The following is a 25,713-nucleotide window of genomic DNA, read 5'->3' on the forward strand; positions in this document are numbered from 1 at the left end:
AGGAAATGGACAGCATGACCCCCGACGCCATCCGCATCGCCCATCCCGATAAATTATTCATCGGCGGCGACTGGATCGATTCCACCGGCGACGGCGTGATCGAGATCGTGTCGCCCAATAGCGAGGAAGTGGTCGCCCGCGTCGCCGACGGCACGGAAGCGGACATGGACCGCGCCGTCGCCGCCGCGCGCAAGGCGTTCGATGAAGGGCCGTGGCCGACCATGGACCCGGCCGAGCGTGGGGCTTGTCTGCGGCGGATGGGCGTCGAACTGGAAAAGCGCGCGCCCGAACTGGCGGCCGCCTGGACCGCGCAGGTCGGCGGCCTCGCCAGTTTCGCGCCGGTCATGACCGGCGGCGCGACCGCGACACTGATGGCGATCGCCGGCTATGCCGATAGCTATCCCTTCGTGGAGCGGCGACCCTCGCAGATGGTCAACACCGCCATCGTGGTGCAGGAACCCGCAGGCGTGGTCGCGGCGATCGCGCCGTGGAACGCGCCCTATGGCATCATGTCCGCGAAGGTCGCCTATGCGCTGGTCGCGGGCTGCACCGTCATCATGAAACCCTCGCCCGAAACCCCGCTGGAGGCCTATATCATGGCTGAAGCGGCGGCGGCGGCGGGCGTGCCGGCGGGCGTCGTCAATCTGGTTGCGGCCGGGCGCGATGCATCCGACCATCTGGTGCGCAACCCCGGCATCGACAAGGTAACCTTCACCGGATCGACGCTGGCGGGCAAGCGGATCGGCGAAGTATGCGCCGGGCGCGTGGCGCGCTGCACATTGGAACTGGGCGGCAAGTCGGCGGCGATCGTGCGCGACGACTTCCCGATCGAGGCCGCCGCCGCGATCCTGGGCAACACCATCACCATCATGAGCGGCCAGGTGTGCGCCATGCTGAGCCGCGCGATCGTGCCCAAACATCGCCATGACGAACTGGCCGCCGCCATCGCCAAGGTGATGCAGGGCGTCCGCATCGGCCATAGCGACGCGCCCGACACCCAGCTTGGCCCGGTGGCGATGAAGCGCCAGCTTGATCGGGTGGAGGACTATATCGCCTTGGGTCGGACAAGCGCCGATCTGGTGACCGGCGGCAACCGTCCGGCGCATCTGAACAAAGGCTATTTCATCGAACCGACCCTGTTCGCCAATGTCGATAACGCCAGCCGCATCGCGCAGGAGGAGATTTTCGGCCCGGTCCTCTGCCTGATCCCTGCCGAGGATGAGGAGGATGCGATCCGCATCGCCAATGACAGCAGCTTCGGGTTGAACGGATCGGTGCTGACTAATGATGCCGACGCGGCCTATCGCATCGGCCGGCGCATCCGTGCGGGCGGCTTCGGGCAGAATGGCATGAAGCTGGAATTCGGCCTGCCCTTCGGCGGGTTCAAACAGTCCGGCATCGGCCGCGAAGGCGGGGTGGAAGGGCTACACCCCTATCTGGAAAGCAAGACGATCCTGCTCGACGGCGCGCCCGCGGGCTTCTGACGATGATCGCCCTTAATGCGCAGGGGCGCGGCACCGGCGGTGCCTTCACCGCCGCCCGGATCATCTTTGGCGGCTGGTTCCTGTTTTCGGGGGTGGAATATTTCACCCCCTTCGACCTCCAGCCGCTGGGCAATACGCCGTTGGCGCAGGAATTCACGCTGGCGCTGATCCATAGCGGCCTGTTCGCCTGGATCAAGGTGATGGAGGTGGTCGCCGCGCTGCTGATCCTGGCGAACCGGGCGGTGCTGCCCGCCGCGCTCGCCTGCGTGCCGCTCAACATCGTGATCGGCTATTGGAATTTCGTGCTCGATCCGGGCGTGGTCGAATATGCGTTCGGGATCGTGACGCTGGTGTTGAACGCGATCCTGCTATGGCCCTGGCGGCAGGAACTGATCGGGTTGCTGCGCTGGTAGCACGCTAACCTATTCGAAGAACGCCACCGCCCGGACTTCTATACTGGAGCGCGTTTTCGTGTCCGGCAGGCTGCTGTCGTGGAACGCGGTGTGGGGGCAGCGCCAAGTCACATCATGGTCGCTGTCCTGAAATTTGAACAGCAACACATCGTCCGCCATCATGTTCGAAAAATACCACCAGCGATGCCGGTCGCGGTGGCGAAAGATAGAGGCGGCGATCATCTGCTCCTCACCCGCGACCGGGGCGGTCAGCGCGTCGCCGCCGGGAAATGCATCGACCACGAACAGGGTGTTGGACGTCGCCTCCTCGTCCGACACGGTGCGGCCGTCGCACACCGCCAGCGGCCAGTCCTGCGGGCCGGGCGTGAAGGTGCGCCAGAAACTGACGCAGACATAGCGTTTATAACCCGGACCATCGGGGAAGGCGGCGGCATAGGCGCGTTCTGCCGCCCGGCGACCGCTGATTTCGTTATAATCGACATGCGCCTCGCCCGCGGGCGGCTGGATGCCGCCTTCATGGCGGTAATGCTCGACCTTTTCCTGGGCGCGGGCGGTGAGATCGGCGGAGGTGCGGATCATCCAGCCGCCCGCTGACACGCAGGTTGCGCCGGTCAGCGCGCGGATCGCCTCTTCACATTCGCGCAGATAGAGGCGATCGACCTCCTTCTTGTCGAAGAAATCGGCGATGCCGCTATGATGTTTGCCCAGCATGAAGCCATGGGTGTCGAACCGGAAATGGTCGCGGATCGGCATCCCGTCGCGCACCATCATGCGATGATCGCCATAGGTGCCGGTGTTGATCTCCACGCCACGCGACACATAGCGCCGCGTGACGAAATCGCCTTCATCGAGATAGCGGATCAGCGCGGGCGCCTGCCGCGCGCTATCCTCGACATCGGCGGCGATCGGCAGGCTGGCCATCAGTCGACGTCCTCTGGCAGCGCGCCGATCACCGATTTCACCTCTAGAAATTCCTCCAGCCCGAACTTGCCGAATTCGCGGCCATTGCCCGATTGCTTGTAGCCGCCGAACGGCATGTCGAAGGCCAGGCCACCGGCATTGACGAACACGGCCCCCGCCCGGATGCGGCTGACGAACTTGCGCGCATGGGCGGGATCGCCCGCGACATAGGCGCCCAGCCCATAGGGCGTGTCGTTGGCGATGCGGATCGCGTCCTCATCATCTTCATAGGGCATGAGGACCAGGACGGGGCCGAAAATCTCCTCCTTGGCGATCGTCATGTCCGGCGTGACGTTGGCGAAGACGGTGGGACGAACATAGCTGCCCTGGCTCAACCCTTCGGGCCGACCGGTGCCGCCGGTGACGAGGGTCGCGCCTTCGTCGATGCCGGTCTGGATCAGGCCCTGGATGCGGTCCCACTGGCGCTGGCTGACGACCGGGCCGATATGATCGCCCTCGACCTGTGGATCGCCGACCTTCTTGGCGGCGAACAGCGCGCCGACCTTTTCCGCCGCTTCGTCATGCTGGGACTTGTGGACCAGCATCCGGGTGGGCGCGACGCAGCTCTGGCCGCTGTTGAGCAGCACGCCGCCCACGCCGCCGGGCAGCGCCTTGTCGAGCGGCGTGCCTCGCAGAATGATGTTGGGCGACTTGCCGCCCAGTTCCTGTGCGACGCGCTTGACCGTATCGGCGGCATTCTTGGCCACCATGATCCCTGCGCGGGTGGAACCAGTGAAGCTCACCATGTCGATGTCGGGATGTTGGGCGAGCGCGGTGCCCACGCCCTCGCCATCGCCCTGCACCAGGTTGAAGACGCCCGGCGGCACGCCCGCGGCATCCAGAATTTCCGCGAAGATGGCGGCGCAGCTAGGGGCTTCTTCCGACGGTTTCAGGATCATCGTGCAGCCAGCCGCCAACGCCGGGCCGACCTTGGCGAGGATCTGGTTCATCGGCCAGTTCCAGGGCGTGATGAGCGCAACCACGCCGATCGGTTCGCGCACGACCCGATTGTCGCCGATCTTCTCGGAAAATTCGTAATTTTTGAGCGCGTTGAGCGCCTGCCCCAGATGGCCCAGGCCCGATCCCGCCTGCGCTGTTTGCGCCATGGAGATAGGGCAGCCCATTTCCGTGGCGATGGCGCGGGCGATGTCGGGGACACGCTTTTGATATTCGCCGACGATCCGTTCGAGCAGCGCGACGCGCTCCTCGCGGCTGGTCTGGGAATATGTCTCGAACGCCCGGCGAGCCGCGACCACGGCCGCGTCGACATCGGCGGCGGTGCCGAGGATCAGGTCGGCGGCGTTCTGGTCGGTGGCGGGGTTGATGACAGCGACGGTGCGGCCGCCCTGACTGTCGACCCATAGGCCATCGATATAATGTTGCAGCGTATTGGGCATGGGAAAATCCTTATGCGGGAAGAAGGCCGAGATCGGCGTCGGTGGCGCGCGCCCCCCATTTGTCGCGCGGCGGCAGCGGGCGGTTGTTCCAGGGCGGTTCGAGCGCGAAGCTGGAGACGGTGCGGCCTTCGGGCAAGCGACCATTGCCGCCACCCTGACTGTAGTCATAATAGAGCGTCATCAGTTCGCGATGGCCATGATGGCGCTGCGCTACCGGATGCGACAGGCACGCCTCGCGCCAGCGCAGCAGCCGGGTCAGGTGCTGCGGGATTTGATAGGCTTCATAATAGTCGAGGAACCAGAGCCGCTTGAACATCGGGGTGAAGGCGACCTCCGCCCAGCCGAACCGGTCGAACAGGAAATCGCCATCCGGCGCGTAATGGCGCAGATAGTCGTCCAGCCGCGCATATTGCGCGTCCACCTCCGCCTTATGCTCGTCCCGCTTCGCCGGGTCGCGATTGAGGATCATGCGATATCCCGCGCCGGTGAACTGGCCGTCGGTCGCACATAGCATCGCTTCGACCGCATGTTCGTAGGGGTCTTGCCGCGCCACCGGCGGATCGGGATAGCGATCCTCGACATAGCGCATGATGACCATGCTCTCCTTCAGGGTCGCGCCATTTTCCAGCTCCAGCGCGGGCAGCGCCGTAGTCCCGCGCGTCTTGGCGAGCAGCCAGTCGGGGCGGGGCTGCGCTATGTCGATCTGATGATCGGCCATGATGCCCTGCAATCCCTTCAGATCGAGCAGCAGCTCGATCCGTTCGGAAAAGGGGCAGCCGGGAATATGGTACATGCGCAGTCGTCCCGCGGCCGGTTCATCCTGCCAGCCCATGGATCAGGCCGCCGTCGCGGTGGGACGGGGCGGCATTTCGCTCTTGGATTTGGCGAACATGGCCTGCGCGGCGGGACGGGCATTGATGCGCTCGATCCAGGCGACCAGATGCGGCGTCGCCTCCCTGTTGACGATGTCGGCATAGCCAAACTGCATCCCGTTCGCGATCGCGAAGTTGCAGACATCGGCCAGCGTATAGTCGTCGCCCGCCAGCCAGGGGCTCTGCGCCAGCCGCTGTTCCAGTCGGTCGATCGACACGCGGATCTTGCGCATTTCCTCGTCCAGCACCGCCTGGGGGAAGCCGGCGCGGGCGCTGCGCCACTTGGCTCGCTGTTCGGGGATGGGGATGTGTTTCAACTTCTCCTCGAACTCGGCGTCGGACAGCTTGCGCGCCATCGGGCCGATCATCCGTTCCCAGCCGATGGTGGACACGCACCAGCAGAAATATTCATCCACCCATTTGGTCCATACGCGCATCTCCGCGATCTGCACCGGATCGGTCGGGCGCAAGCGCGTAGCATTCGGAAAGGCATCCTCCAGATATTCGCAGATCACGGTCGATTCGGTGATGATATGGCCGTCATGGTCCAGCGCCGGCACCTGACCGCGCGGATTGATCGCCTTGAACCAATCCTCATGATGTTCGAACCGGGTCGGGTCGACGAAGCGGGGCGTGAAATCCAGCCCCTTTTCATACAGGGCCAGCAGGGGCTTCAGGCTGTTGGCAGCCGGACCGAAGCTGTAGAGCGTCAACATGCGCTGTTCATCCTCACCTTATGGTTATGGCGTCTGGTGCGCCTTCAGGCATGAAACTGGCCGTCGATCGGGCAGGCCGCAAGTCGTCTGTCGATACTATCAGCGCGACTACCCGGTAATCCGGGCCGTCCAACCTGTCAGTGGCAATGATAGCGCCGCCACTCGTCTTGCGGCGGGGCCAGGGCTTTGCTTTGGATGGTGACAAGAAAAGCCGGAGAGAATGATGCTGGAACTGCTGACGTCGGAGACGCCCAACGGGTGGAAAGTCTCGATCCTGCTGGAGGAACTGGGCGAGCCCTATAAGGTCACGCCGATTGCGCTGACCGATCGCGTCCAGAAACAGGACTGGTATGTCGCGCTCAACCCCAATGGCCGCATCCCGACGCTGGTCGATCATGACGCGGGGGATTTCGCCATCTTCGAATCCGGTGCGATTCTGCTGTATCTTGCGGAGAAATACGGCCGCTTCCTCCCCACCGACGCGCGGGACCGCAGCCGCGTCATCCAGTGGGTGATGTGGCAGATGTCCGGCCTCGGCCCGATGATGGGACAGGCGACCGTCTTCAACCGTTATTTCGACGAGAAACTGCCATCGGTGATCGATCGTTATGTGCGTGAAAGCCAACGCCTGTTCGGCGTGATGGACACGCACCTCGCGACCCGCGATTATCTGGTGGGCGATTATTCAATCGCCGATATCGCCTGCTTCCCCTGGGTCCGCGGCCATGAGTGGGCCTGCGTCGACATGGGCGGCTTCCCCCACCTTGAGCGCTGGTTCGACAGGATTTCAGCGCGGCCCGCGGTGCAGCGCGGACTGCTCATTCCCACGCCGCCGACTGACGCGGAAATGGCGGAAAAAACGACCAGGCAGGGAAAGACCATTCTCGCGTGAACGCTTTCTTCCAGCGGATCGTCCGCATCGAATGGGGCCATTGCGACCCCGCCGGTATCGTCCATGCGCCGCGTTATTTCGACATTTTCGGCGAAAGCACGATGCTGTTGTTCGAACAGGCTGGCCTGCCCAAGAAGCGGGACATGCTGGCGACCATGGCCTTTGCCGGCTTTCCGATGGTCGATGTGTCGGCGCGTTTCTTCGTGCCCACCGCCTATGGCGACGATGTGCTGGTGGAGGCGGACTCGCCGGTCTTCGGCAACAGCAGCTTCACTGTGACGCATCGATTGTCGCTAAACGGGCGGCTGTGCGTGGACTGTGTCGAAAAGCGGGTATGGACTGCGCCCGACGCCAGCCGACCGGGCGGATTGCGGGCGGAACGGGTGCCGGATTCTGTGCGGGCGCTCTTTACATAGTGTTGCCTGTTCCCGCGCAGGCGGGAACCCAGTCCTGCCGCCTGAACTGGACTCCCGCCTTCGCGGGAGCATGGCGTTCTTTATCCACGTTCAGCGCCCCGCAAGCCTGACCGGGCCATAGCGTCCGCCACGAAAAGGGAGATGCGGCATGGAGCAAATATTCGGACTTTCCGACAGGCGCAGCCTGATCGCGGCCTTGGCGCTGCTGCCACTGGCGGCCTGCGCCACGCCGATGGGGCGCTACACCGTCGAGGATGCGGTGCGGCGGCTGCTTCAACTGTCGAGCGAGCGCGCCTTTGCCCGGCTGACCGAACCGGGTGGCTTTTATGACGACCAGTTGACCCGGATCGTGCCGCCGGACCTGAGCGGCGGGAAGGGCGGCGCGGTGCTGTCCGCCTTGCTGCGCACGAACGCTGTGCGCAATCAGGTGGCCCGGTCGCTCAACGATGTCGCGGTCGATCTGGCCGACAATGCCACGCCGATCGTGATGGAAGCGGTGCAGCGCATGACGTTGGCCGATGCCGTGTCGGTGCTGCGTGGCGACCCGACGGCGGCGACCGACCTGCTGGCGCGCGAAGCGCGCGGATCGGTGGTAGAGGCGGTGCTGCCCGGTGCGTCGCGCGCGCTGCGGTCCGACATGTTCGAAATGCTGTCCGCCGCGCTCTCCGCCAGCGGGGGGAGGGATTATGCGGCGCTGGCCGACAATGTGTCCGGCCAGATCGGCGATGCGATCTTTCGCGCGATCGGGCGGGAGGAGGCGGAAATTCGCCGCGATCCGGGCGCGACGCGCGACCCGATTCTGATGACGCTGCTGCACTGATTTTGGCCGTACGATGCCCAGGTCTATCGCTTATGTCTTGATTTCGGTGCCGGGGCGTGGTGTCCCGGCGCCATGGAACAGAAATATCCCGGCGTCGCCGCCATCCCCTGGGATCAGCCCGCGACCATGATCGACCTGGACGGCAAACCGCCGCTGATCGGCACGATACGCGACTGCGCCGTCCATTATGGACTCTATAAGCCCGAAGCCAAGGCGCAGGCGCGCGTGCTGCTGACCCAGCCCGTGCATCGCGAAGGGCGCAAGACACGTACCTGGCTGCTGGAGCCGGACGAGATCGCGGCGCTGGCCGAGCGGCTGAAGCGCGAGACGAACTAAGCGTCGCCGGTCAGGCGGCGACGCTCTCCGTCTCCGCCACCAGCTTGGCCAGCCGCGCGGCGCTGACATCGTCCAGCGGGGCGAACAGCAGCAGGCGCTGGCCCGGCGCTTCCTCGATCGCATAGCTGGTGTGGCGGAACATGATTTCGCCCACGCCGGGCATGTCGGCGATGTTCGTGTCCTCGAAATGGGCCATGATCTCCGATTCCTGCCAATAGCGCTGGAAGAAGTCGGACTGCTCCATCATGTCGGCGATGATCCCTTCGAACACCTCCGGCTGGGCGGTGCGGCTATAGTCCCATTTGAAGCGCGCGATCAGGCGGCGGCACATGTCCTGGAACTTGTCTGGATCGGCGCGGTAGCGTGGGTTCAGCATCAGGATGCGGAAGAGGTTGCGTTGCTCCCGCGGCAATGGGCTGTAATCGCGAAAGGCCCGGCCGACCAGCCGGTTCCAGCCGATCACGGTCCAGTCCTCCACGATCACCAGCGCGGGAATCGACAGCGCATCCATCAGATGCTGGGTGCCGACATGAATCGTTTCATCGGGGCGACCCGCCAGCGGCGGCGGCCGATGCTGGGCCAGGGCGAAGAGAAATTCCCGCTCATTGGGGCTGAGGCGCAGCGTCCGGCTCAATCGCTCCAGCATCGGCGCGGATAGCTGGACCTCCCGCCCCTGCTCGAACCAGGTGTACCAGGTGACGCTCATCCCCGCGAGCGTCGCCACCTCTTCGCGCCGAAGCCCGCGCGTGCGGCGGCGTTCGCCCGGCGGCAGGCCGACGTCCGACGGGGCCAGCTTCGCCCGCGCAGCTTTCAGGAACCGCGACAATTCTTCCCTCTGTGCCATGCCTTATCCAGTTACTCGCAATAATGGGACATCCACCGGCCTTCTTGCGGGCCGTCTCCTCTGCAAGACCCTGTGGTCTGCGATCGGCAGCATAGCCGAGACTGGACAGGAGAGTAAGATTGGCTGGCAAGCTATTTGTGACCTGCGCGGTGACCGGAAGTTCACCGATGCCGGCACATCCCAATTTCCCCTTTCGCCCCGATCATGTCGCGGCCGAAGCGCTGGCGGCGGCGGCGGCGGGCGCGGCGATCATCCATCTGCATGTGCGCGACCGCGAAACCGGCGATCCCTCGCAGGCGCTGGACGATTATCGCGAGGTCGTCGGCCTGATCCGCGCTAGGAACAACGACGTGATCCTGAACGTCACCACCGGGCCGGGCTGCACCTGGATGCAGGGGGATGAAGATCCGGCCGTCTGCGGCCCCGGCACCTTGATGTTCACCGCCGAACGGCGGCTGGAGCATATTCTCGATCTCAAGCCCGACATGTGCACACTCGACATCTGCACGATGCAGCTATGGGGCGGGGTGGCGATCAACCTTGATCCCATGATCACCAAGATGGGTCATATGATTCAGGACGCAGGCGTGCTGCCGGAAATCGAATGTTTCGAAGCGGGCGATTTCGTGTTCGCCGACGATCTGATGGCCAAGGGCGCGATTCCGAAAAATGCGCCCTTCACCTTCGTTCTGGGCACCAAATATGGCCTGCCCGCGACGACCGAGGCGATGCTCTATTCCAGGAACCAGATTCCGCGCGGGGCGCAGTTCACCGGCTTTGGCGTCAGCCGCCACAGCTTCCCCATGGCGGCGCAGTCCGCGCTGCTGGGCGGCAATGTGCGGGTCGGGTTCGAGGATACGATCTACTTGCGCAAGGGCAGGATGGCGCAGGACAATGCCGACCTGGTGCGTTGGGGCGTCGAAATCATCGAACGCATCGGCGCGGATGTCGCCAGTGCCGGCGAAGCGCGAGCGATGCTGGGCCTGAAACAATAAGAGAGAGGATCGATATGACACAGACAGCAGCAACGCCCATGGGCGACGTCAGCGGCCGCACGGCCTTCATCACCGGCGGCGCGAACGGCATTGGCCTTGGCATCGCCCGCGCGCTGGTGCGGGCGGGCGCCAATGTGGTGATCGCCGATATTCGCGAGGACGCCCTGGCGCAGGCGAAGGCCGATCTGGCCGCCGATGGACAGGTGGAAACGGTGCAATTGGACGTCACCGACCGTGCCGGCTTCGCCCGCGCCGCCGACGCGGCGGAGGCGCGCTTCGGCAAGATTCATATTCTGGTCGGCAATGCCGGGGTGGGCGTGATGGGACCGGTGCTGGATGCGCGTTTCGATGATTGGGACTGGGGCATGGGCGTCAATCTGGGCGGGGTCATCAATGGTCTGGTCACGATCCTGCCGCGCATCAAGGCGCATGGGGAGGGCGGGCAGATCGTCACCACATCGTCCCAATCGGCGCTGATCCCGATCGGCTATTCGGCCATCTACACCGCGGCCAAGGCGGCCGTGCTGGGCATTTCCGAGGCCATTCGCGGCGAACTGGCGGCGGAGAATATCGGCGTCTCCGCCTTCATGCCCGGCCCGGTGCAGAGCAATATCGCGCATAGCGGCGAACTGCGTCCCGCCGAATATCGCGAGGATAGCGGCTATCGCCAGCGCGAGGAGGAACTGGAAAAGCGGCCTGTGTCGCCGCTTTGGATGAGCGCGGACGAGGTTGGCGAACGGGTGCTGGCCGGCATCCGCGCCAACGACCTCTACATCCTGACCCACCCCGAATTCGCCGGCGGGATGCGGACGCGCTTCGACGCGATCCTGGCCTCCTTCCCCGATGAGACGATCAATCAGGATCGGGCGAAGGAAATCGGCTTCCTGCTCGGCAATCCGGTGTTCGACGACCAACTGGCGCGGCGCAAGGCGAAGGAATTGGCGGCATGACGCAGGTTGCCGGCCGCACCGCCTTCATCACCGGGGGCGGATCGGGCGTGGGGCTGGGGCAGGCGAAGGTCTTCGCGCAGGCCGGGTGCAAGGTCGCGATCGCCGACATAAGGCAGGACCATCTGGACGAGGCGATGGCCTGGTTCGACGGGCGCGGCCATGATGTGATGGCGGTAAAGCTGGATATCACCGACCGCGCCGCCTATGCCCGCGCCGCGGACGACGTCGAGGCGAAGCTGGGGCCGGTGGAACTGCTCTTCAACACGGCGGGCGTGTCGATCTTCGGCCCGCTCCAGAACGCCACCTATGATGACTGGGACTGGCAGTTGGACGTCAATTTGAAGGGGGTCATCAACGGCATCCAGACCTTCGTGCCGCGCATGATCGAACGGGGCAAGGGCGGGCATATCGTCAACACCGCGTCGATGTCCGCCTTCGTCGCGCTCAAGGGGACGGGCATTTACTGCACGTCGAAAATGGCGATCCGGGGCCTCAGCGAATGTCTGGCGCTGGATCTGGCCGATCATGGCATCGGCGTATCGATGTTGTGTCCCGGTGCGGTCAACAGCAATATCCATGAAGCGGTGCTGACCCGGCCGGTGCATCAGCGGAATAGCGGATATTATGGCGCGGACCCCGATGTCATGGCGCATCTGAAGCAGGTGATAGCGGTCGGCATGGAGCCGGAAGTGCTGGCGCGCTATGTGCTCAAGGGCGTGGAGGCGGACCAGCTCTATATCCTGCCCTATCCTGAATTTCGCGGCACGCTGGAGGATATCCATGAGCGGGTGATGGCGGCGGTCGCCCGGCCGCAGGACGATCCCGATTATGCCAAGCGCGTCGCCCATGGCGTGCCGGGCGGCGAGAAGCGGGAAAAGGTCGAGAGTTAGAAATGACTCTGGCCGGGCGGATAAAGGGGCCGCCCGGCCAGCTTTTTATATCGACGAAAGCCTGGCTCAGCCCAGTCCCAGCAGCTTGACCGCATTATCCTTCATGATGAGCGGCAGCACCTCTTCGCGGAAGCCTGCCTCCAGCGCGGCGTCGATCCATTTTTCCGGGCGGATCAGCGGCCAGTCGGACCCGAAGAGCATTTTATGCTTCAGCTGCGTGTTGGCGTACTGAATCACCTGTTTGGGGAAATATTTGGGCGACCAGCCGGACAGGTCCATGAAGACATTATCCTTGTGCAGCGCCATCGACAGGCTTTCGTCGGTCCAGGGCCAGCTCGGATGGGCCAGGATGATCTTCATGTCGGGAAAATCGACCGCGACATCGTCCACCAATATGGGCTGGCCATATTTCAGCCGCACGCCGCCGCCACCGCGCATCCCCGTGCCCATGCCCGAATGGCCGGTGTGGAAGATGGCGGGCAGCTTATATTCCGCGATCACTTCATAGATGGGATAGGCGACCCGGTCGGCCGGGTGGCAATCCTGCATGATGCCGTGGAATTTGAAGCCTTTGACTCCGTAATTTTCGACCAGATCGCGGGCTTCGCGCGCGCCGAACTTGCCCTTGCGCGGGTCGATCGAGGCGAAAGGGATGACGATGTCGCTGTCGTTGGCGGCCAGTTCCGCCACTTCGTAATTGCTGATCCGCTTGGCCCCGATGCCGCTCTCGCAATCGACGGTGAACAGGCAGAAGGCGATATTCTGCGCCCGATAATAAGCGATGGTTTCAGGAATGGTCGGCCGCTTGCGGTCCGCCTTGAAATAGGCCGACGCCGCGTCGAAATATTTGGCCATCACCGGGTCTTCGGGATCGTGGCACGACACTTCGGCATGGACATGGACGTCGATGGCGAGAACCTTGGTCGGATCAACGGGCATTGGGCTTGCTTTCCAGTGTCTTGTCCTCATTGGCGCGATGGATGACGTAAGCGCGGATATCCTCGATCTCCTTGGCTGAGAAGATCGACGCGAAGCTGACCATGCCATTATCCTTGAGCGCGCCGTCATGCACGATCATCCGCCAGGTCGCCTTGTCGTTCAGCGCCGCGCTGCGGCGCAGGTCTGGGACGATGCTGCCGCCGACCGCGGAATCGCCATGGCAGGTGCTGCAATAGCGGCCGAAACGCGCGCCGCCGGCGGCTATGTCCGCTGCGCTGGCGATGGAGGGCGGCGGATCGAGCGGCATGGCGGTGAGCGGCGGCGCTGGGGGCAAGGCGGCCTTGCCGCCCAGCTTGAACACCAGCAGGCGGCTGATATTGCGGCTCGGCCCGCTCTTGTCGGACAGGATACCGGGGGCCAACGCCCATACACCGCCCCAACCAGCCATCACCGCGACATATTGCGCGCCGTCCAGTTCGTAGCTGATGGGCGCGGCGACGATGCCGCTCTGGGCGGGAAAGGACCATAGTTTGCGGCCGTCCGCGCTCGCATAAGCGTTGAAATCGCCGGTCGCGGTCCCCTGAAACACCAGGTCGCCGCCGGTCGCGAGCAGGCCGCCATTCCATGGTCCTTTGTACGAGACGCGCCATTTCTCCTTCTGCGCCACCGGGTCCCAGGCGATCAGCGCGCCGGTGGTCGCCTTCATCGCCGCATCGCGCACCGCCTTGTCGGCGGGCATGGCGGCGGCGGCGATATCGACGCCGACATTGAAGCCCAGCTTGTTCGCCTTCCACCCCTTTTCCGGGATATAGGGGAAGGCGGCGAGATTGGCGGGGATGAAGACGGTCTGGCTCTTGGGGTCGAACGCCATCGGGTGCCAGCTATGCGCGCCGGTCGCGCCGGGGGAGCCGATGAAGGGCTTGCCGGTCTTGTAATAGCGCGCTTCCGGATTTTCGATCGGTCGCCCGGTCTTCATGTCGATGCCGCTGGCCCAGTTGACCGGCACGAAATTCTTCGCCGACAGCAGCTTCCCGTTGGTGCGATCCAGCACATAGAAGAAGCCGTTCTTGGGTGCCTGCATCAGCACTTTCTTCTTCTGCCCGCCGATGTCCATGTCGGCCAGCATGATATGCTGCGTGGCGGTAAAATCCCAACTGTCGCCGGGCGTGGTCTGATAATGCCAGGCATATTCGCCCGTCTTCGCATGAACCGCGACGATCGAGGACAGATAAAGATTGTCGCCCTTGCCATCGGACCGATAGGCCTGGTTCCAGGGCGATCCGTTGCCGACGCCGATATAGAGAAGGTCTAGCTCCGGGTCATAGGCCATGGCGTCCCACACGGTGCCGCCGCCGCCCTGCTTCCACCATTCGCCATACCAGGTGGCGGCGGCTTTCTTCAGATAGTCGGGCTCCTTCTCCGTGCCGGGCTGGGCCGGGACGGTGTAGAATTTCCACTTCTCCGCGCCGGTGTCGGCATCATAGGCGGCGACATAGCCGCGGGCTCCGAATTCCGCTCCCCCATTGCCGATGACGACCAACCCGTTCACGACGCGCGGCGCGCCGGTGATGGTGTAGTTCTTGGTCTGGTCCAGCGTCACGACGCTCCAGACGGACTTGCCGCTCTTGCGGTCGATCGCGATCAACCGGCCGTCGAGCGTGCCGACGAACAATTTGTCGCCCCATGCCGCCACCCCGCGATTGACCGCGTCGCAGCAGGCCTTGACCAGCGTCTCGCGCGGCACCGCCGGGTCGTAGGACCAGAGCAGTTTGCCGCTGCGCGCGTCATAGGCCTTCACCATGCTCCATGCGGTGGAGACATAGAGGGTGCCGTCGATGAAGAGCGGTGTCGCTTCCTGCCCGCGATTGGTGTCCATATCGGCCGACCAGGCGAGGCCCAGCGTACCGACCGTCTCCTGATTGATCGCGGACAGCGGGCTGAAGCGCTGCTCGTCATAGGTGCGGCCAGTCGACAGCCATTCGGCGGGCTTGGCGGCGATAATCCGGGCGGCGTCCACGCCGCCTGTGGAGGCAGGGGCGGTAACGTCCTGGCTCGTGCCCTTGCCACAGGCCGACAGGGCCAGACTCGTTCCCAACAGCAGCGCAATCGCGACCCGCATCCTCTTCCTCTCCTTATGCGGTGCAGGTTTCTGCATCCGTCACCTAATTCACCATCCGCGCGCCGGACCAATAGGCGGCGCGCAGGGCCTTCTTGTCCATCTTGCCCGCCGAAGTCCTGGGAATGGCGGGGACGAAGGCGACGCTCTTGGGCGCCTTCACCCCGCCCAACCGGGCCTTGGCATGGGCGATGATTTCAGTCTCCCCGATATCGTCGGCGACCACAATGGCGTGGACCGCCTCGCCCCATTTTGCATGGGGGATGCCAATGACCGCGCATTCGCGCACGGCGGCCAGTTCGGTCACGGCCGCTTCCACTTCGGCGGAAAAGACGTTGAAGCCGCCGGACACGACCATGTCCTTCTTGCGATCGACGATATAGAGATAGCCGTCCGTGTCGCGCCGGGCGACGTCGCCTGTATGGTGCCAGCCATGGGCGCGTATTTCGGCGGTGGCTTCGGGCATGTCATAATATTCGCGCGACACCAGCGCGCCGCGGACTACCAGTTCGCCCGCTTCCCCATCGGGCAGGAGATTGCCGTCATCGTCCATGATGCCGACCCGGACGGATCGGGTGGGCTGGCCGCAACTGGCGAGCCGTTCGGGACGGTCGCCGGCCGCCGCCGCGGCGACCGCTTCGGGCGACAGCCAGGTGACGATCATCGGCGATTCCACTTGGCCATAGGCCTGGCAGAGGCAGGGGCCGAATATCTCCACCGCCTGCCGTAATTTCTCCGGCGAGACGGGCGATCCGACCAGCAGGAATATCTTGAGCGAAGACGTGTCGCTGCCCACCCGTTCCGGCGCGTCGAGCAAGTTGTAGAGCGCGGTCGGCGGCATATAAACATGGGTGACGCGATGGCGCGCGATCGTGTCCAGCACGGCGGCCGCCTCGAAGCCGGGCAGGATCACTTGCGTCGCCCCCAGCGACAATGTCGCCAGCGCCACCGGACCCGCCGCATGGGTGATCGGTGCGACAACGAGGGAGACAGGTGATGCGGTTCTGCCGTCTACGGCATGCGCCAGCGTCTCGATCATCGTGCCCCAGCCCAGATTGGTGACCACCACCCCCTTGGACGGGCCGGTGGTGCCTCCGGTGGGGAAGAGGCCGACCACATCGTCGGGCTTGCCGAACGGATCGGAAAAGTCCGGCAAGCTGTCCAACTCGCTGTTCGCAATGAACTGGTCGAGCGAGGGATCGCCATCATAGGCACGATCTAGGCAGACGAAATGGGTCAGGCTGGGGACTCGCGCTTTGAGCGCCGCCACATCCTCCGCCTGGCTGCTGTGATAGAAGAGCCAGCCGCAGCGAACATAATCGAGATAGGCGGCATTGGCGTCGATGGCGTTGCGGGTGTTGACCGGCACCCACTGGCCATTGGCGCGCCAGATGGCGAGCAGGGCGACCATCATCGTCGCGCTATTGGGGCCATAGAGCGCGATCGGTTGCTGATTGCGGAAGCCCGCCGCATGGAGCGCGGCGGCGACCTTGATCGTCTGCGCCCTGACCGCCGCGAAGCTCAGCGTTTCGCCGTGCTCCGCATCGATCAGGCAGGGGCGTTCGGGGTCAAGATCATGGCCCCGGTCGAAATAGTCGATCGCGCGCATCCCATCAGCCCCAGCGGTTGATCTCCGGGCCGATGGCCCAGATGGCTTCAGGTTCGGGAACGGTGGCGAGGCCCAATGCTTGTGCGACGGCGGGGCGGGCGCGCAACCGCGCTTCCCACGCGTCGGTCAGCGGCGCGGCGGCGAAAGCGTCTGGCACGATGGCGCGCATTCCTGCCAGCCAGGCATGACTTTCAAGGTCGGCGATGGTGAAATCGCCCATCAGCCAGTCGCGCCCGTCGGCCAGTTGCGCCTCGATCTTCTCGACCGCCTGGAAGATCTTGCTGCGGCTGTCGGCCAGTTGGGCTTCGTCCACCTTGGCTTCCACCGCCTGCGCCCAGCGGGCGTCCAGGTCCGCACTGGCGATGCCGGCGGGGACGGCGGGCGGCGGCGTGGCGGCATTGCCCAGCGCGGCGGCGGCGGGGGCCACACGCTCGATCACATAGCGGCACCAGGCCATCATCTGCCAACGGGCATAGGGATCGGCCGGGCGGATCGCGGGGCCGCTGCCCACCTCATCCAGATAGCAGGCGAGGAAGACGCTGTCGGTCATCGCCACGCCATCTACGACCAGCACGGGCCCTTCGCCCTCGATCGACTGGTCGACTTCGATCGGGTGGGGCAGGGCGGTCGAGTGGCGCTCGCCCGCGACCAGATCGATCGCGCGCAAGTCCAGATCGACGCCTTTCTCGAAAGCGGCGGCGAGGACGGTGAAGGACGGGCCATTGGGCTGGCCGTGATAGAGGATGCCGGTCATGCGGGTTCGCTTTCGAGCAGGGAGATGCGGCGGGCGAGGTCGGTGCGGCCCAACGCCCAGCAGGCGCGGGTCGCGGGGCGCGCATAAATGGCGCGCAGCCAGCGCATGATGTGGGGGGTCAGTTCGTCATTGCAGAGCTGCGGCTGCGACAAGGGCATGGCGTAGGCGAGGTTGAAGCCGTTGATGTCGGCCAGACCATATTCGTCCGACGCCAGCCATTGCCGCTCACCCAGCGCCTGTTCCAGATAGCCGATGCCGAGGGCGACGCGCCGCTGCGATTCCGTCATCTCCTCTGGCGAAAAGGCACCATTGATCGCCTTGCGCCAGGCGACGCGCCGTTCGGGCATGGGAATGCGGTCGATCGCCGCTTCCAACTCCGCCGGGTCTTTCTGCCGCACCGAAGGGCCGACGAAGACGCTCCAGCCGATCATCGAGAAGCTGGGGGCGAGCCACTGGTCCATGAACTTCATCCACCAGCGCGTGCGCCACTGGTCGACCGGGTCGGCGGGCATCAGGCGCGGGCCGTCGAACGCCTCATCCACATATTCCATGATAGCGGTGGATTCGGTCAGCACCAGCTTGCCATGGGTCATGGCCGGGATAGTGCCGAGCGGATTGACCGCCAGATAATCCGGCTTGTGCTGGTCGAAATTCAGCAGGTCGAGATAATGGCTGTCGAACGCGACGCCCTTTTCGAACAGCGCCAGCATCGGCTTGCCCGAATTGGCGTTGGGTTCCCAGTGATAGAGTGTGACGTCGGTCATGCCGGATGGGTCTCCGAAAAGAAGCCGGCCGGGCGTGCGCAGCCCGACCGACCGAGGGGGAGGCTTAGAATTTCTTCTTCACCGTGATCGCCCATTCGCGCGGATTGCCGGGGCGCGCCTTGCGCACGCCCGCGCCCGCGCCGCGCAGGTCGAAGACGGAGAGATAATAATATTTGTCGAAGAGGTTGGTGACTTCGAACGAGACGTCGAGATCCTCGTCTGCATTCTGCCAGGTCAGCCGTGCATTGGCGAGCGTGTAGGCAGGCACGAAGTTCAGGACGCGGACGCCGCTGATGACTGCGGCGCCACCGAACTTCTTGTCTTCATAGGTGACGTCGAAGCGCGGGGTCAGGCTGCCGGCCTTGTCCAGATCGATCTTATATTGCGCGCCGACGCTGAACTTCCAGGGTGGCGATACCGGCGGATCATTGGCCGACACGCCGCCCGGATTGGTCGGATAGGCCGCTGCCGGATCGAGGCTGCTCGCCTTGTATTTGAAGTCGAGATAGCTGATCGAGGCGTCGATCGCGAGGCCGTCGATCGGGTAGGCGGACAGTTCCGCCTCGAACCCCTTGACCCGCGCATCGCCGGCGTTGAGCCGCGCGGCGCAAGGCGCGCCGGGGCAGGTCAGAACCGGGATCTGGATATCGATATAGTCGTTGATGAAGGCGGCGGCGTTCAACCGCACCCGGCGATTGAAGAAGTCGCTCTTGAAGCCGATTTCATAGGCGGTCAGCTTTTCCGGGCGGAAGGCGATCACCTGCTGCGTGTTGAACGGGCGCGGGTTGGAACCGCCGCCCTTGAAGCCGGTCGACACCGATCCATAGACCATCAAATTGTCGGTCAGGCGATAGTCGGCCGCGACGCGATAGTCCCAGCGCTTGGCGCTATAATGGGCGGTGAGGCCCGACAGCGCCGTCACGGTTTCGGTGGTGTTGCCATTGCCATTATAATCGAGCGTGTCCGCGCCCGAATAGCCGATGCCATAGGCCGCGCCGACCGGATCGAGGAAGGCATTGACCGTCCCGTCGAAGTTCAGCCGATAATAGGTCTGGTCCTTGCTTTCCGTCGTGTAGCGCAGGCCACCACTCAAGGTCAGCCGGTCGATCGGCTTCCAGGACAGATGGGCGAACGCCGCCTTGGCCTCCGCCTTGGTCGGGTCGGGCTGGCGGAATTGCAGCGGATAGACCGGGACGTAGCGAATGTCCTGCAGCGAGTCATAGGTCGATTTCTGCTTGAAATAATAGCCGCCGACCGTGGCGTTGAGATTGTCGCCCAGCTCCGCGTTCAGCCGGACTTCCTGGCTGAAGCTCCAGTTTTCCAGATAGTTGCGGCCAAAACCGATATTGGCGGGCGAGATATCGTCATCGGAATCGAACTGAGTGTTGAAGGTGCGATATCCGGTGATGGAGCTAAGCTTGAAGGCGTCGGTCAGCGCATAATTGACCTGGCCCGACACGCCCCAGCCCTTGTAGAGGCTGCGGTCGGTGCCCTGGGTCGCCGCAAGAGGCGTGCCGGCCGCACCGAAGGGATCGACCGGGATCGGTGGCACCCACACGCCGGCGGGTTGGCCGGTGCCGATATAGTTGCAATAGCGGCCGCAGATGAAGCGATCGTCATAGACGACGCCGGGCGCCGGATTGGTGTTGGGCGAATTGACGGGGTTCGTCGCGATCAGCACTTCGCCCGCGATGGTATGTTCGTCGCGGGTGTAGTCGCCGATCAGGGTGACATCCAGCTTGTCGCTCGGTTCCCAGAACAGGATGCCGCGGATCGCCTGATAGCCCACGCCGCCCAGCTTGCTGATGGTGCAGTCACCGGCGGGCTGGGTCGACGGTATGCCGCTGCCCGGATTGGCGCAGCCATAGTCGATGCGGTCGACAAAGCCTTCCTGCTGCTTGGCGACGCCGGAGATGCGCGCCGACAGGGTGCTGGTGATGCCGAAATCGGCCGCGGCGCGGATGCCGATGCGGTTGCGGATGCCGTAATTGACCTCGACAAAGCCGCCGCCATCGCCCGACGGACGCTTGGAATAGAGTTTGATCGCGCCGCCCTCGGCATTGCGGCCGGCCAGCGTGCCTTGCGGTCCGCGCAGGATTTCGACCCGGTCGAGATCGAGCAGCTCGAACACCGCGCCGGTCAGCTGGGGGTAATAGACATCGTCGATATAGATACCGACGCCCGGTTCATAAGCAGGATTGAAGTCGTTCTGGCCAACGCCGCGGATCGATGCGGTGATCGACGGGCCAAAGGACGCGCCCTGGGGCTTTAATGATACGTTGGGCGCGGCATCGGCCATTTGCGCCAGGTTGGTCTGGCTCTTGGCCTCCAGTTCGGCGGCGCCGACGGCGGTGATGGAGATGGGCGTGTCCTGCAACCGCTGGGCGCGGAACTGCGCGGTGACGACGATGTCGGCCACCGAACTTTGCGACATGGCTTCCTGCTCGGCGGCCTGCGGGGCGGCCGCGGGCGGTGCCGATGATTGTGCCGACGCTGGTGTAGTGATTGCGAGGATGGAGGCTGACGCCAAAAGGGCGCGCGACATCATTGCACGAAGATCGTGTTGCATGGGTAATCCCCTCTCCTAATCCGGCTTGAGATCCGTCCTGCCCGAACGTGATCCGCCTCATGACGTTGCTGTGCGTCGATTGTTAGTAAGGCATACAATTTTATCCGATGCAAGAGCCTGACCGGCTTCGCAACGAACATTGACGCTATATTTGCCTCTATTGCGATAGGGCAAATAATGCTGTTGTTTCTATTGGTGGTATCAGGGGTAACAGATGGGATCTGGCGGAAGATCCAACCGCGCGTAAATAGGCGTTTTCATCCCATCGCGACGTCAGACATACACCCGGCGCAGCAGCTCGACCAGCATCGCGGCTTCGGCCGGGCTGAACCGCGCCTTGAGCCAATTTTCATGCTCGGCGATGCAACGGCGCGCCTGCGCCAGCGAGTCGCGGCCGCCTTCCGTCAGGCTCAATGTCTGGCGGCGGCGATCCTGCGCGGACGCGCCGCGGGTCAGGAAACCGCGGTCCTGCATCCGATTGACGATCGCCATCACGCTCGCCCGGTCCATTTTCAGTCGGCGGCCGATGTCCGCCTGGGCGATGCCGGGCTGGTCCTCAATCAGCCAGAGGACGGCGACCTGCTTTTGCGTCAGGCCCAGGTCGCTGAAGGTTTCGGTGAAATGTTGATAGACGGCCGCGCTGGCCAGCCGGATGTGAAAACCGACCAGTCCGTCGATGCCGCTGAGGCGAGGATCGGGGAAGAGGTCGAGCGGTTCAATGTCGTTCATGGTATTCATAGTAACAGTGTGCGTAGCAAGTGCTGATCCGTCAATCCGGGCACTTGAAAAAATGTCAGTGCCACATACAATATCCTCAACCAGAAAAAGGGAGAGGATCAACCATGGCGCATTTTCCGGACACGCCGTCCTTCACGGGTTTCAACACGCCCACGCGGATCGAGGCGGACATCGCCGACCTGGACATGACCGGGGCGGTGCCGCCCGAACTGGACGGCGCCTTCTATCGGGTACAGCCCGACCCGCAATTCCCGCCCCGGCTGGGCGACGACATCGCCTTCAATGGCGACGGCATGATCACCATGTTCCGCTTTCATGACGGCCAGGTCGATTTCCGCCAGCGCTGGGCGAAGACCGACAAGTGGAAGCTGGAACAGGAAGCGGGTAAAGCGTTGTTCGGCGCCTATCGCAATCCGCTGACCGATGACGAGGCGGTGCAGGGCAAGATACGCGGCACCGCCAACACCACCGCCTTCATCCATGGCGGGAAACTCTATGCGCTGAAAGAAGATAGCCCGGCGCTGGTGATGGACCCGGCGACGCTGGAGACGGACGGCTATACATGGTTCGACGGCGCGATGACCGGCCAGACGTTCACCGCCCATCCCAAGATCGATCCGGCGACCGGCGACATGATCGCCTTTGGCTATGCGGCCAAGGGGGTGCTGACGCGCGACATGACCTATTATGTCGTGTCGCCCGATGGCGTGCTGAAGCAGGAGTTGTGGTTCGAAGTCCCCTATTACGCCATGATGCACGACTTTGCGATCACGCCCGATTATGCGCTGTTCCATGTGGTGCCCAGCACGTCCAACTGGGAACGGCTGGAGCAGGGGCTGCCGCATTTCGGCTTCGACACCACGCTGCCGGTCTATCTGGGCGTGCTGCCGCGCCGGGCCGATGCGACCGCGGCGGACATACGCTGGTTCAAGCGCGACAATTGCTTCGCCAGCCATGTCATGAACGCCTTTCAGGATGGCACGAAAATTCATTTCGACACGCCCGAAGCGAAGAACAACATGTTCCCCTTCTTCCCCGACATCCATGGCGCGCCGTTCAACGGGCCGGAATCGGCGAGTTTCCTGACGCGCTGGACGGTCGACATGGCGTCCAATGGCGAGGATTTCGCCAGCGTGCAGCGGTTGACCAGCATGATGGGCGAATTTCCTCGGATCGACGATCGGCAGACCGGCCTGCCCTATCGCTATGGCTGGTTGCTGGTGATCGACCCGACCAAGCCGGTGGAGCTGAAGGGCGGCAGTCCGTCGGGGATGCTGATGAACACGCTGGGCCTGATCGATCACCAGACCGGCGCGGAGCAGACATGGTGGTGCGGGCCGCTGTCGTCGTTGCAGGAGCCCTGCTTCATTCCGCGCAGCCCCGATGCTGCGGAAGGCGACGGCTGGATCGTGCAGGTGTGCAACCGGCTGGAGGAGCATCGTAGCGACCTGCTGCTGTTCGATGCGCTGGACATCGTCAAGGGACCGATCGCGGAAATCCGTATCCCGATAAGATTGCGGTTTGGCCTGCACGGCAATTGGGCGACGGCCGACCAGATCGGGCTGGCGGTGGCGTAGCCGTTAAACCTGCTCTCCCGCCGCGCGGGCGCGGGGGAGCAGGCTGGCATGGTCGCGTTCGACCCGCCACAACAGCGCCAGCAGGATCAGCACCAGCGGCGGCGCGACCCAATTGATTGACAGGATCGCCCCGCCCAGGTCGCCGCCGCGCGCATCGCTGATCATTCCCACGGCATAGGGACCGATGCCCAGACCGAAGATGGTCGACACGACGATATAGAGGCTGACGGTCAGCCCACGCATCCGCGGCAGAACCTGTTCGAACAACACGGCGTAAAGCGGCGGCATCCACATGGTCAGGATCAGGCTGTAGAGAGTGAAGCGCAGGTAGAAATCGCCGGCGTCCGGCGCATGATAGACCCAGAACGCCAAGAGCGGCGACAGGCTCATGGCGAACAGCGCCACCCACACCCGGCGCGACAGGCGATGCGCGCCGATCCGGTCGGACAATGGTCCGGCGATCAGCGGCCCGACGACGCCCAGTCCGGCGGACAGCAGGCCGAATTGCAGCCCGGTGTCGGCCGGCGACAGGCCATAGCCTTTCATCAGGAAGGAGGGGGTAAAGCCCATCACGCCGTAGTTGATGACGCTCTGCAACGCGCCCGCGCCGATACAGAGCAGCAGCGATGGATTGCGGGTGATGAGCGCGAAGGCGACCGGATCGCGGCCCTTGAGATTTTGCAGCAGGTTGGCGATGACGAAGGCGCCAAAGCCGATCACGCTCCATTGCACGACATGGGGGCTGATCGCCACGCCGCCCAGCAGCAGGGGGGGACGGGGCGAAAAGGATTCCGACCAGTGGATCGCCAGCAGCACGGCCAATATGATCAGCGCCAGCAGCCCGATATTGAGCGTCCAGTCGCGCGTCGTCGCCCGCGTGCGCGCCAGACTGAGCCAATGAAAGCCCGGCGTCACCGCGCCCAGCACGTTCAGGCTGGCGCGGAAGGGATGGGGATCATGGGCGGTCGGGATGCCGTCCATGACGCCGCGCTGCGGTTCGGGCAGGCGGCTCATCAGGAAGGCGATGAGGAAGCCGGGCGTCGCCGCGACGGCGAAGGCGAATTGCCAGCCTCTCAGACCGAGCGGTGCCGTGCCCGCCGCATAGCGCGCATCCCACCATTGCGCCGCCATGCCACCGATGATGAGCGATCCGCCAAGGCCGATGGCGATCGCGGCCGCCATCACCGCCATCACCATGCCGCGCTTTTCGCGCGGGAAATAATCATAGGTCAGGCTGGTGCCGGCCGGCTGCGACGCCGCTTCGCCGATGCCGACGCACAGGCGCGAGAGCATCAGCGTGAAGAAGCCGGTCGCCAGCGCCGCGCCGCCGGTGGCGAGCGACCAGAAGCCGATCGTGATCGCCAGCAGCTTCGTCCTGATCCACCCGTCCGCCAGTCGCCCCAGCGGCAGCGAGAATAGCGCGTAGAAGAGCGCAAAGACGGTGCCGTAGAGCAGCCCCATCTCCGCGTCGCCGATCTTCAGGTCCGCCTTGATCGCGGGGGCGAGGATGGCGAGGATATTGCGGTCGAGCAGGCTGACGAGATTGGTCCCGGCCACCAGCGCCAGCGCATAATAAGCGGTCGCGCGCGAAGGAGTCGCTATGGTCACAGGTTGAACACACGCTCGGCATTGGTCTGCATCAGTTTGCGCTTCGCTCCGTTCGTAATGTCCAGCAGGTCATGCGCCCGCACCTCGTCCGCCACATATTGATAGGGATAGTCCATCGCATACATGACCCGATCCTCGCCCAGCACGGATTGCGCGAATTTGATCGCCGGCTCCCAGGCCATGCCGCTGGTGGTAACGCAGACGTTCGACCGCATATAGTCGTGGATCGATTTGTTGAGCGGCTTCATCCGCTCATAGCGCTGCGATCGCACGCCCGCCTGATGCATATAATCGAGACGGTACAGCCAATAGGGCAAAGCCTCTCCCATATGGCCGACCACGATCTGCAAATCGGGATAGCGGTCGAAAATGCCGATGGTGATGAGCCGCAACAGGTGCATCCCCGTCTCCACGCCAAAGCCGAAGATCGCGCCGTCCAGCCCGGCGTCCAGCATCGGGCCGATCATCGCGTCGGGCGGGGTCGAAGGATGGATGTAGAGCGGCTGGCCGGTATCGGCGAGCGCGCGGAAGATCGGGTCGAACTTGGGATCGTCCAGATACTCGCCCTGGGTATGGCTGTTGACCATCACCCCCTTGAAGCCCAGATCAGCCGCCCCCCGCCGGATTTCGGCGGCGGACCAGTCCGGATCCTGCGGTGCGATCGACGTCATGCCCACGAAGCGGGTGGGATGGGCGGCGCAACGCTCGGCAAGATGATCGTTGGCGCGGGCGACCATCGCCTTGGCCTCGTTGACGTCCAGCAGTGGTTGCACGCCCGGCGAGGTCAGCGACAATATCGCGACGTCGATCCCGGTCGCGTCCATATCCGCCAGTCGCTGGTCGCCCAGGTCGAGCAGCCGATCGATGATCTGGGTCGCGCGCTGCGACGGCGACTGGCCGTAAAAGCCCCACAGCGACACCATGCCCCGGTCGGCCGTTCCGTCGCGCAACATGCGCAGATAGGCGTCGATTTGTTCGCGCGTGGCAAAGGCCTCTTCGGTGGCGATGCGCAGATAGCCGCGGTCACCGCCCGTTTTCAGTGCGTGGCTCATCG

General features: G+C 64.2%; 24 protein-coding genes. 10 read left to right on the plus strand and 14 right to left on the minus strand.

Annotated features, from left to right (window positions below; genetic code table 11):
- The first annotated feature begins 14 nt into the window (after positions 1-14).
- Both V473_RS20610 and V473_RS20615 read left to right on the plus strand, forming a co-directional pair.
- Positions 15-1,484, plus strand: a complete 1,470-nt coding sequence (locus V473_RS20610) for an aldehyde dehydrogenase (protein WP_066609228.1) — start codon at positions 15-17, stop codon at positions 1,482-1,484.
- 2 nt (positions 1,485-1,486) lie between these two features.
- Positions 1,487-1,897, plus strand: a complete 411-nt coding sequence (locus V473_RS20615) for a hypothetical protein (RefSeq protein WP_066609180.1) — start codon at positions 1,487-1,489, stop codon at positions 1,895-1,897.
- A gap of 9 nt (positions 1,898-1,906) precedes the next feature.
- On the opposite strand, the gene V473_RS20620 is transcribed toward V473_RS20615, so the two are convergent.
- The 4 genes from V473_RS20620 to V473_RS20635 are packed head-to-tail and all read right to left on the minus strand — an operon-like array spanning position 1,907 to position 5,842.
- On the minus strand, positions 1,907-2,818 hold the full coding sequence (locus V473_RS20620; protein WP_066609181.1) for a CmcJ/NvfI family oxidoreductase: 912 nt from the start codon (positions 2,816-2,818) through the stop codon (positions 1,907-1,909).
- Positions 2,818-4,254, minus strand: coding sequence for an aldehyde dehydrogenase family protein (locus tag V473_RS20625; RefSeq protein ID WP_066609182.1), 1,437 nt, complete (start codon positions 4,252-4,254; stop codon positions 2,818-2,820). Before V473_RS20625 ends, V473_RS20620 begins: the two co-directional genes overlap by 1 nt.
- A gap of 10 nt (positions 4,255-4,264) precedes the next feature.
- A complete protein-coding gene (locus V473_RS20630) occupies positions 4,265-5,086 on the minus strand; it encodes a glutathione S-transferase family protein (RefSeq protein ID WP_244884571.1) in 822 nt (273 codons plus the stop codon).
- Between the two features lie 3 nt (positions 5,087-5,089).
- A complete protein-coding gene (locus V473_RS20635) occupies positions 5,090-5,842 on the minus strand; it encodes a glutathione S-transferase family protein (RefSeq protein ID WP_066609183.1) in 753 nt (250 codons plus the stop codon).
- A 220-nt stretch (positions 5,843-6,062) separates the two neighbouring features.
- Here V473_RS20635 and V473_RS20640 point away from each other — a divergent pair, with 220 nt between their 5' ends.
- The 4 genes from V473_RS20640 to V473_RS20655 all read left to right on the plus strand — a co-directional run bounded on the left by V473_RS20640 (position 6,063) and on the right by V473_RS20655 (position 8,306).
- Positions 6,063-6,734 (plus strand): glutathione S-transferase family protein, encoded by a 672-nt coding sequence (locus V473_RS20640; RefSeq protein WP_244884573.1) that lies wholly within the window; start codon positions 6,063-6,065, stop codon positions 6,732-6,734.
- Positions 6,731-7,150 carry an acyl-CoA thioesterase gene (locus V473_RS20645; RefSeq protein ID WP_066609184.1) on the plus strand — a complete coding sequence of 140 codons (420 nt, stop codon included), beginning with the start codon at positions 6,731-6,733 and terminating at the stop codon, positions 7,148-7,150. Before V473_RS20640 ends, V473_RS20645 begins: the two co-directional genes overlap by 4 nt.
- 148 nt (positions 7,151-7,298) lie before the next feature.
- A complete protein-coding gene (locus tag V473_RS20650; protein ID WP_066609185.1) occupies positions 7,299-7,970 on the plus strand; it encodes a DUF4197 domain-containing protein in 672 nt (223 codons plus the stop codon).
- A gap of 72 nt (positions 7,971-8,042) precedes the next feature.
- Positions 8,043-8,306, plus strand: coding sequence for a sulfatase-modifying factor protein (locus tag V473_RS20655; RefSeq protein ID WP_066609186.1), 264 nt, complete (start codon positions 8,043-8,045; stop codon positions 8,304-8,306).
- A 10-nt stretch (positions 8,307-8,316) separates the two neighbouring features.
- Here V473_RS20655 and V473_RS20660 read toward each other — a convergent pair whose 3' ends face one another.
- Entirely contained in the window at positions 8,317-9,150 is an 834-nt protein-coding gene (locus tag V473_RS20660) for a helix-turn-helix transcriptional regulator (RefSeq protein WP_066609187.1), read from the minus strand.
- 137 nt (positions 9,151-9,287) lie between these two features.
- Between V473_RS20660 and V473_RS20665 the strand changes: the two genes are divergently transcribed.
- Genes V473_RS20665 through V473_RS20675 form a run of 3 tightly spaced genes read left to right on the plus strand, consistent with a single transcriptional unit; the run spans position 9,288 to position 11,985 of the window.
- Positions 9,288-10,145, plus strand: coding sequence for a beta-keto acid cleavage family enzyme (locus tag V473_RS20665; RefSeq protein WP_269076455.1), 858 nt, complete (start codon positions 9,288-9,290; stop codon positions 10,143-10,145).
- Positions 10,146-10,159: 14 nt separating this feature from the next.
- Positions 10,160-11,095, plus strand: a complete 936-nt coding sequence (locus tag V473_RS20670) for an SDR family NAD(P)-dependent oxidoreductase (RefSeq protein ID WP_066609189.1) — start codon at positions 10,160-10,162, stop codon at positions 11,093-11,095.
- Positions 11,092-11,985 (plus strand): SDR family oxidoreductase, encoded by an 894-nt coding sequence (locus tag V473_RS20675; protein WP_066609190.1) that lies wholly within the window; start codon positions 11,092-11,094, stop codon positions 11,983-11,985. Before V473_RS20670 ends, V473_RS20675 begins: the two co-directional genes overlap by 4 nt.
- A 66-nt stretch (positions 11,986-12,051) precedes the next feature.
- On the opposite strand, the gene V473_RS20680 is transcribed toward V473_RS20675, so the two are convergent.
- The 7 genes from V473_RS20680 to V473_RS20710 form a co-directional block, all read right to left on the minus strand.
- Complete coding sequence (locus tag V473_RS20680; protein WP_066609191.1) at positions 12,052-12,924, minus strand: amidohydrolase family protein; 873 nt, start codon at positions 12,922-12,924, stop codon at positions 12,052-12,054.
- Positions 12,914-15,043, minus strand: a complete 2,130-nt coding sequence (locus V473_RS20685; RefSeq protein WP_066609192.1) for a PQQ-dependent dehydrogenase, methanol/ethanol family — start codon at positions 15,041-15,043, stop codon at positions 12,914-12,916. The genes V473_RS20680 and V473_RS20685 overlap by 11 nt, the downstream gene beginning before the upstream one ends.
- A 43-nt stretch (positions 15,044-15,086) precedes the next feature.
- Complete coding sequence (locus V473_RS20690; RefSeq protein WP_066609193.1) at positions 15,087-16,649, minus strand: class I adenylate-forming enzyme family protein; 1,563 nt, start codon at positions 16,647-16,649, stop codon at positions 15,087-15,089.
- A 4-nt stretch (positions 16,650-16,653) separates the two neighbouring features.
- Positions 16,654-17,403: a glutathione S-transferase family protein gene (locus tag V473_RS20695; protein WP_066609194.1), complete on the minus strand. Its 750-nt coding sequence runs from the start codon at positions 17,401-17,403 to the stop codon at positions 16,654-16,656.
- Positions 17,400-18,167 (minus strand): glutathione S-transferase family protein, encoded by a 768-nt coding sequence (locus tag V473_RS20700; RefSeq protein ID WP_066609195.1) that lies wholly within the window; start codon positions 18,165-18,167, stop codon positions 17,400-17,402. The genes V473_RS20695 and V473_RS20700 overlap by 4 nt, the downstream gene beginning before the upstream one ends.
- Positions 18,168-18,231: 64 nt before the next feature.
- Entirely contained in the window at positions 18,232-20,601 is a 2,370-nt protein-coding gene (locus V473_RS20705) for a TonB-dependent receptor (protein ID WP_244884574.1), read from the minus strand.
- A gap of 408 nt (positions 20,602-21,009) precedes the next feature.
- Positions 21,010-21,465, minus strand: a complete 456-nt coding sequence (locus tag V473_RS20710) for a Saro_0803 family transcriptional regulator (protein ID WP_242496044.1) — start codon at positions 21,463-21,465, stop codon at positions 21,010-21,012.
- 113 nt (positions 21,466-21,578) lie between these two features.
- Here V473_RS20710 and V473_RS20715 point away from each other — a divergent pair, with 113 nt between their 5' ends.
- Positions 21,579-23,051, plus strand: a complete 1,473-nt coding sequence (locus tag V473_RS20715) for a lignostilbene-alpha,beta-dioxygenase (protein WP_066609197.1) — start codon at positions 21,579-21,581, stop codon at positions 23,049-23,051.
- A 3-nt stretch (positions 23,052-23,054) separates the two neighbouring features.
- Here V473_RS20715 and V473_RS20720 read toward each other — a convergent pair whose 3' ends face one another.
- Both V473_RS20720 and V473_RS20725 read right to left on the minus strand, forming a co-directional pair.
- The gene (locus V473_RS20720) at positions 23,055-24,659 is read right to left on the minus strand and encodes an MFS transporter (protein WP_066609198.1); all 1,605 of its coding nucleotides are present in this window, start codon (positions 24,657-24,659) and stop codon (positions 23,055-23,057) included.
- Positions 24,656-25,711 (minus strand): amidohydrolase family protein, encoded by a 1,056-nt coding sequence (locus V473_RS20725; RefSeq protein WP_066609199.1) that lies wholly within the window; start codon positions 25,709-25,711, stop codon positions 24,656-24,658. Before V473_RS20725 ends, V473_RS20720 begins: the two co-directional genes overlap by 4 nt.
- Positions 25,712-25,713 lie beyond the last annotated feature (2 nt).

Source organism: Sphingobium cupriresistens LL01 (assembly GCF_001046645.1).
GTDB lineage: Bacteria > Pseudomonadota > Alphaproteobacteria > Sphingomonadales > Sphingomonadaceae > Sphingobium > Sphingobium cupriresistens.

Excerpts from the sequence above, each read along its gene's own strand:
- V473_RS20630 (WP_244884571.1), bottom strand. The coding sequence starts at position 5,086 with ATGGGCTGGCAGGATGAACCGGCCGCGGGACGACTGCGCATGTACCAT.
- V473_RS20660 (WP_066609187.1), bottom strand. The coding sequence starts at position 9,150 with ATGGCACAGAGGGAAGAATTGTCGCGGTTCCTGAAAGCTGCGCGGGCG.
- V473_RS20640 (WP_244884573.1), top strand. The coding sequence starts at position 6,063 with ATGATGCTGGAACTGCTGACGTCGGAGACGCCCAACGGGTGGAAAGTC.
- V473_RS20635 (WP_066609183.1), bottom strand. The coding sequence starts at position 5,842 with ATGTTGACGCTCTACAGCTTCGGTCCGGCTGCCAACAGCCTGAAGCCC.
- V473_RS20700 (WP_066609195.1), bottom strand. The coding sequence starts at position 18,167 with ATGACCGACGTCACACTCTATCACTGGGAACCCAACGCCAATTCGGGC.
- V473_RS20650 (WP_066609185.1), top strand. The coding sequence starts at position 7,299 with ATGGAGCAAATATTCGGACTTTCCGACAGGCGCAGCCTGATCGCGGCC.
- V473_RS20610 (WP_066609228.1), top strand. The coding sequence starts at position 15 with ATGACCCCCGACGCCATCCGCATCGCCCATCCCGATAAATTATTCATC.
- V473_RS20625 (WP_066609182.1), bottom strand. The coding sequence starts at position 4,254 with ATGCCCAATACGCTGCAACATTATATCGATGGCCTATGGGTCGACAGT.
- V473_RS20695 (WP_066609194.1), bottom strand. The coding sequence starts at position 17,403 with ATGACCGGCATCCTCTATCACGGCCAGCCCAATGGCCCGTCCTTCACC.
- V473_RS20655 (WP_066609186.1), top strand. The coding sequence starts at position 8,043 with ATGGAACAGAAATATCCCGGCGTCGCCGCCATCCCCTGGGATCAGCCC.
- V473_RS20725 (WP_066609199.1), bottom strand. The coding sequence starts at position 25,711 with ATGAGCCACGCACTGAAAACGGGCGGTGACCGCGGCTATCTGCGCATC.
- V473_RS20680 (WP_066609191.1), bottom strand. The coding sequence starts at position 12,924 with ATGCCCGTTGATCCGACCAAGGTTCTCGCCATCGACGTCCATGTCCAT.
- V473_RS20710 (WP_242496044.1), bottom strand. The coding sequence starts at position 21,465 with ATGAACGACATTGAACCGCTCGACCTCTTCCCCGATCCTCGCCTCAGC.
- V473_RS20715 (WP_066609197.1), top strand. The coding sequence starts at position 21,579 with ATGGCGCATTTTCCGGACACGCCGTCCTTCACGGGTTTCAACACGCCC.
- V473_RS20690 (WP_066609193.1), bottom strand. The coding sequence starts at position 16,649 with ATGCGCGCGATCGACTATTTCGACCGGGGCCATGATCTTGACCCCGAA.
- V473_RS20675 (WP_066609190.1), top strand. The coding sequence starts at position 11,092 with ATGACGCAGGTTGCCGGCCGCACCGCCTTCATCACCGGGGGCGGATCG.
- V473_RS20615 (WP_066609180.1), top strand. The coding sequence starts at position 1,487 with ATGATCGCCCTTAATGCGCAGGGGCGCGGCACCGGCGGTGCCTTCACC.
- V473_RS20705 (WP_244884574.1), bottom strand. The coding sequence starts at position 20,601 with ATGTCGCAAAGTTCGGTGGCCGACATCGTCGTCACCGCGCAGTTCCGC.
- V473_RS20670 (WP_066609189.1), top strand. The coding sequence starts at position 10,160 with ATGACACAGACAGCAGCAACGCCCATGGGCGACGTCAGCGGCCGCACG.
- V473_RS20620 (WP_066609181.1), bottom strand. The coding sequence starts at position 2,818 with ATGGCCAGCCTGCCGATCGCCGCCGATGTCGAGGATAGCGCGCGGCAG.
- V473_RS20685 (WP_066609192.1), bottom strand. The coding sequence starts at position 15,043 with ATGCGGGTCGCGATTGCGCTGCTGTTGGGAACGAGTCTGGCCCTGTCG.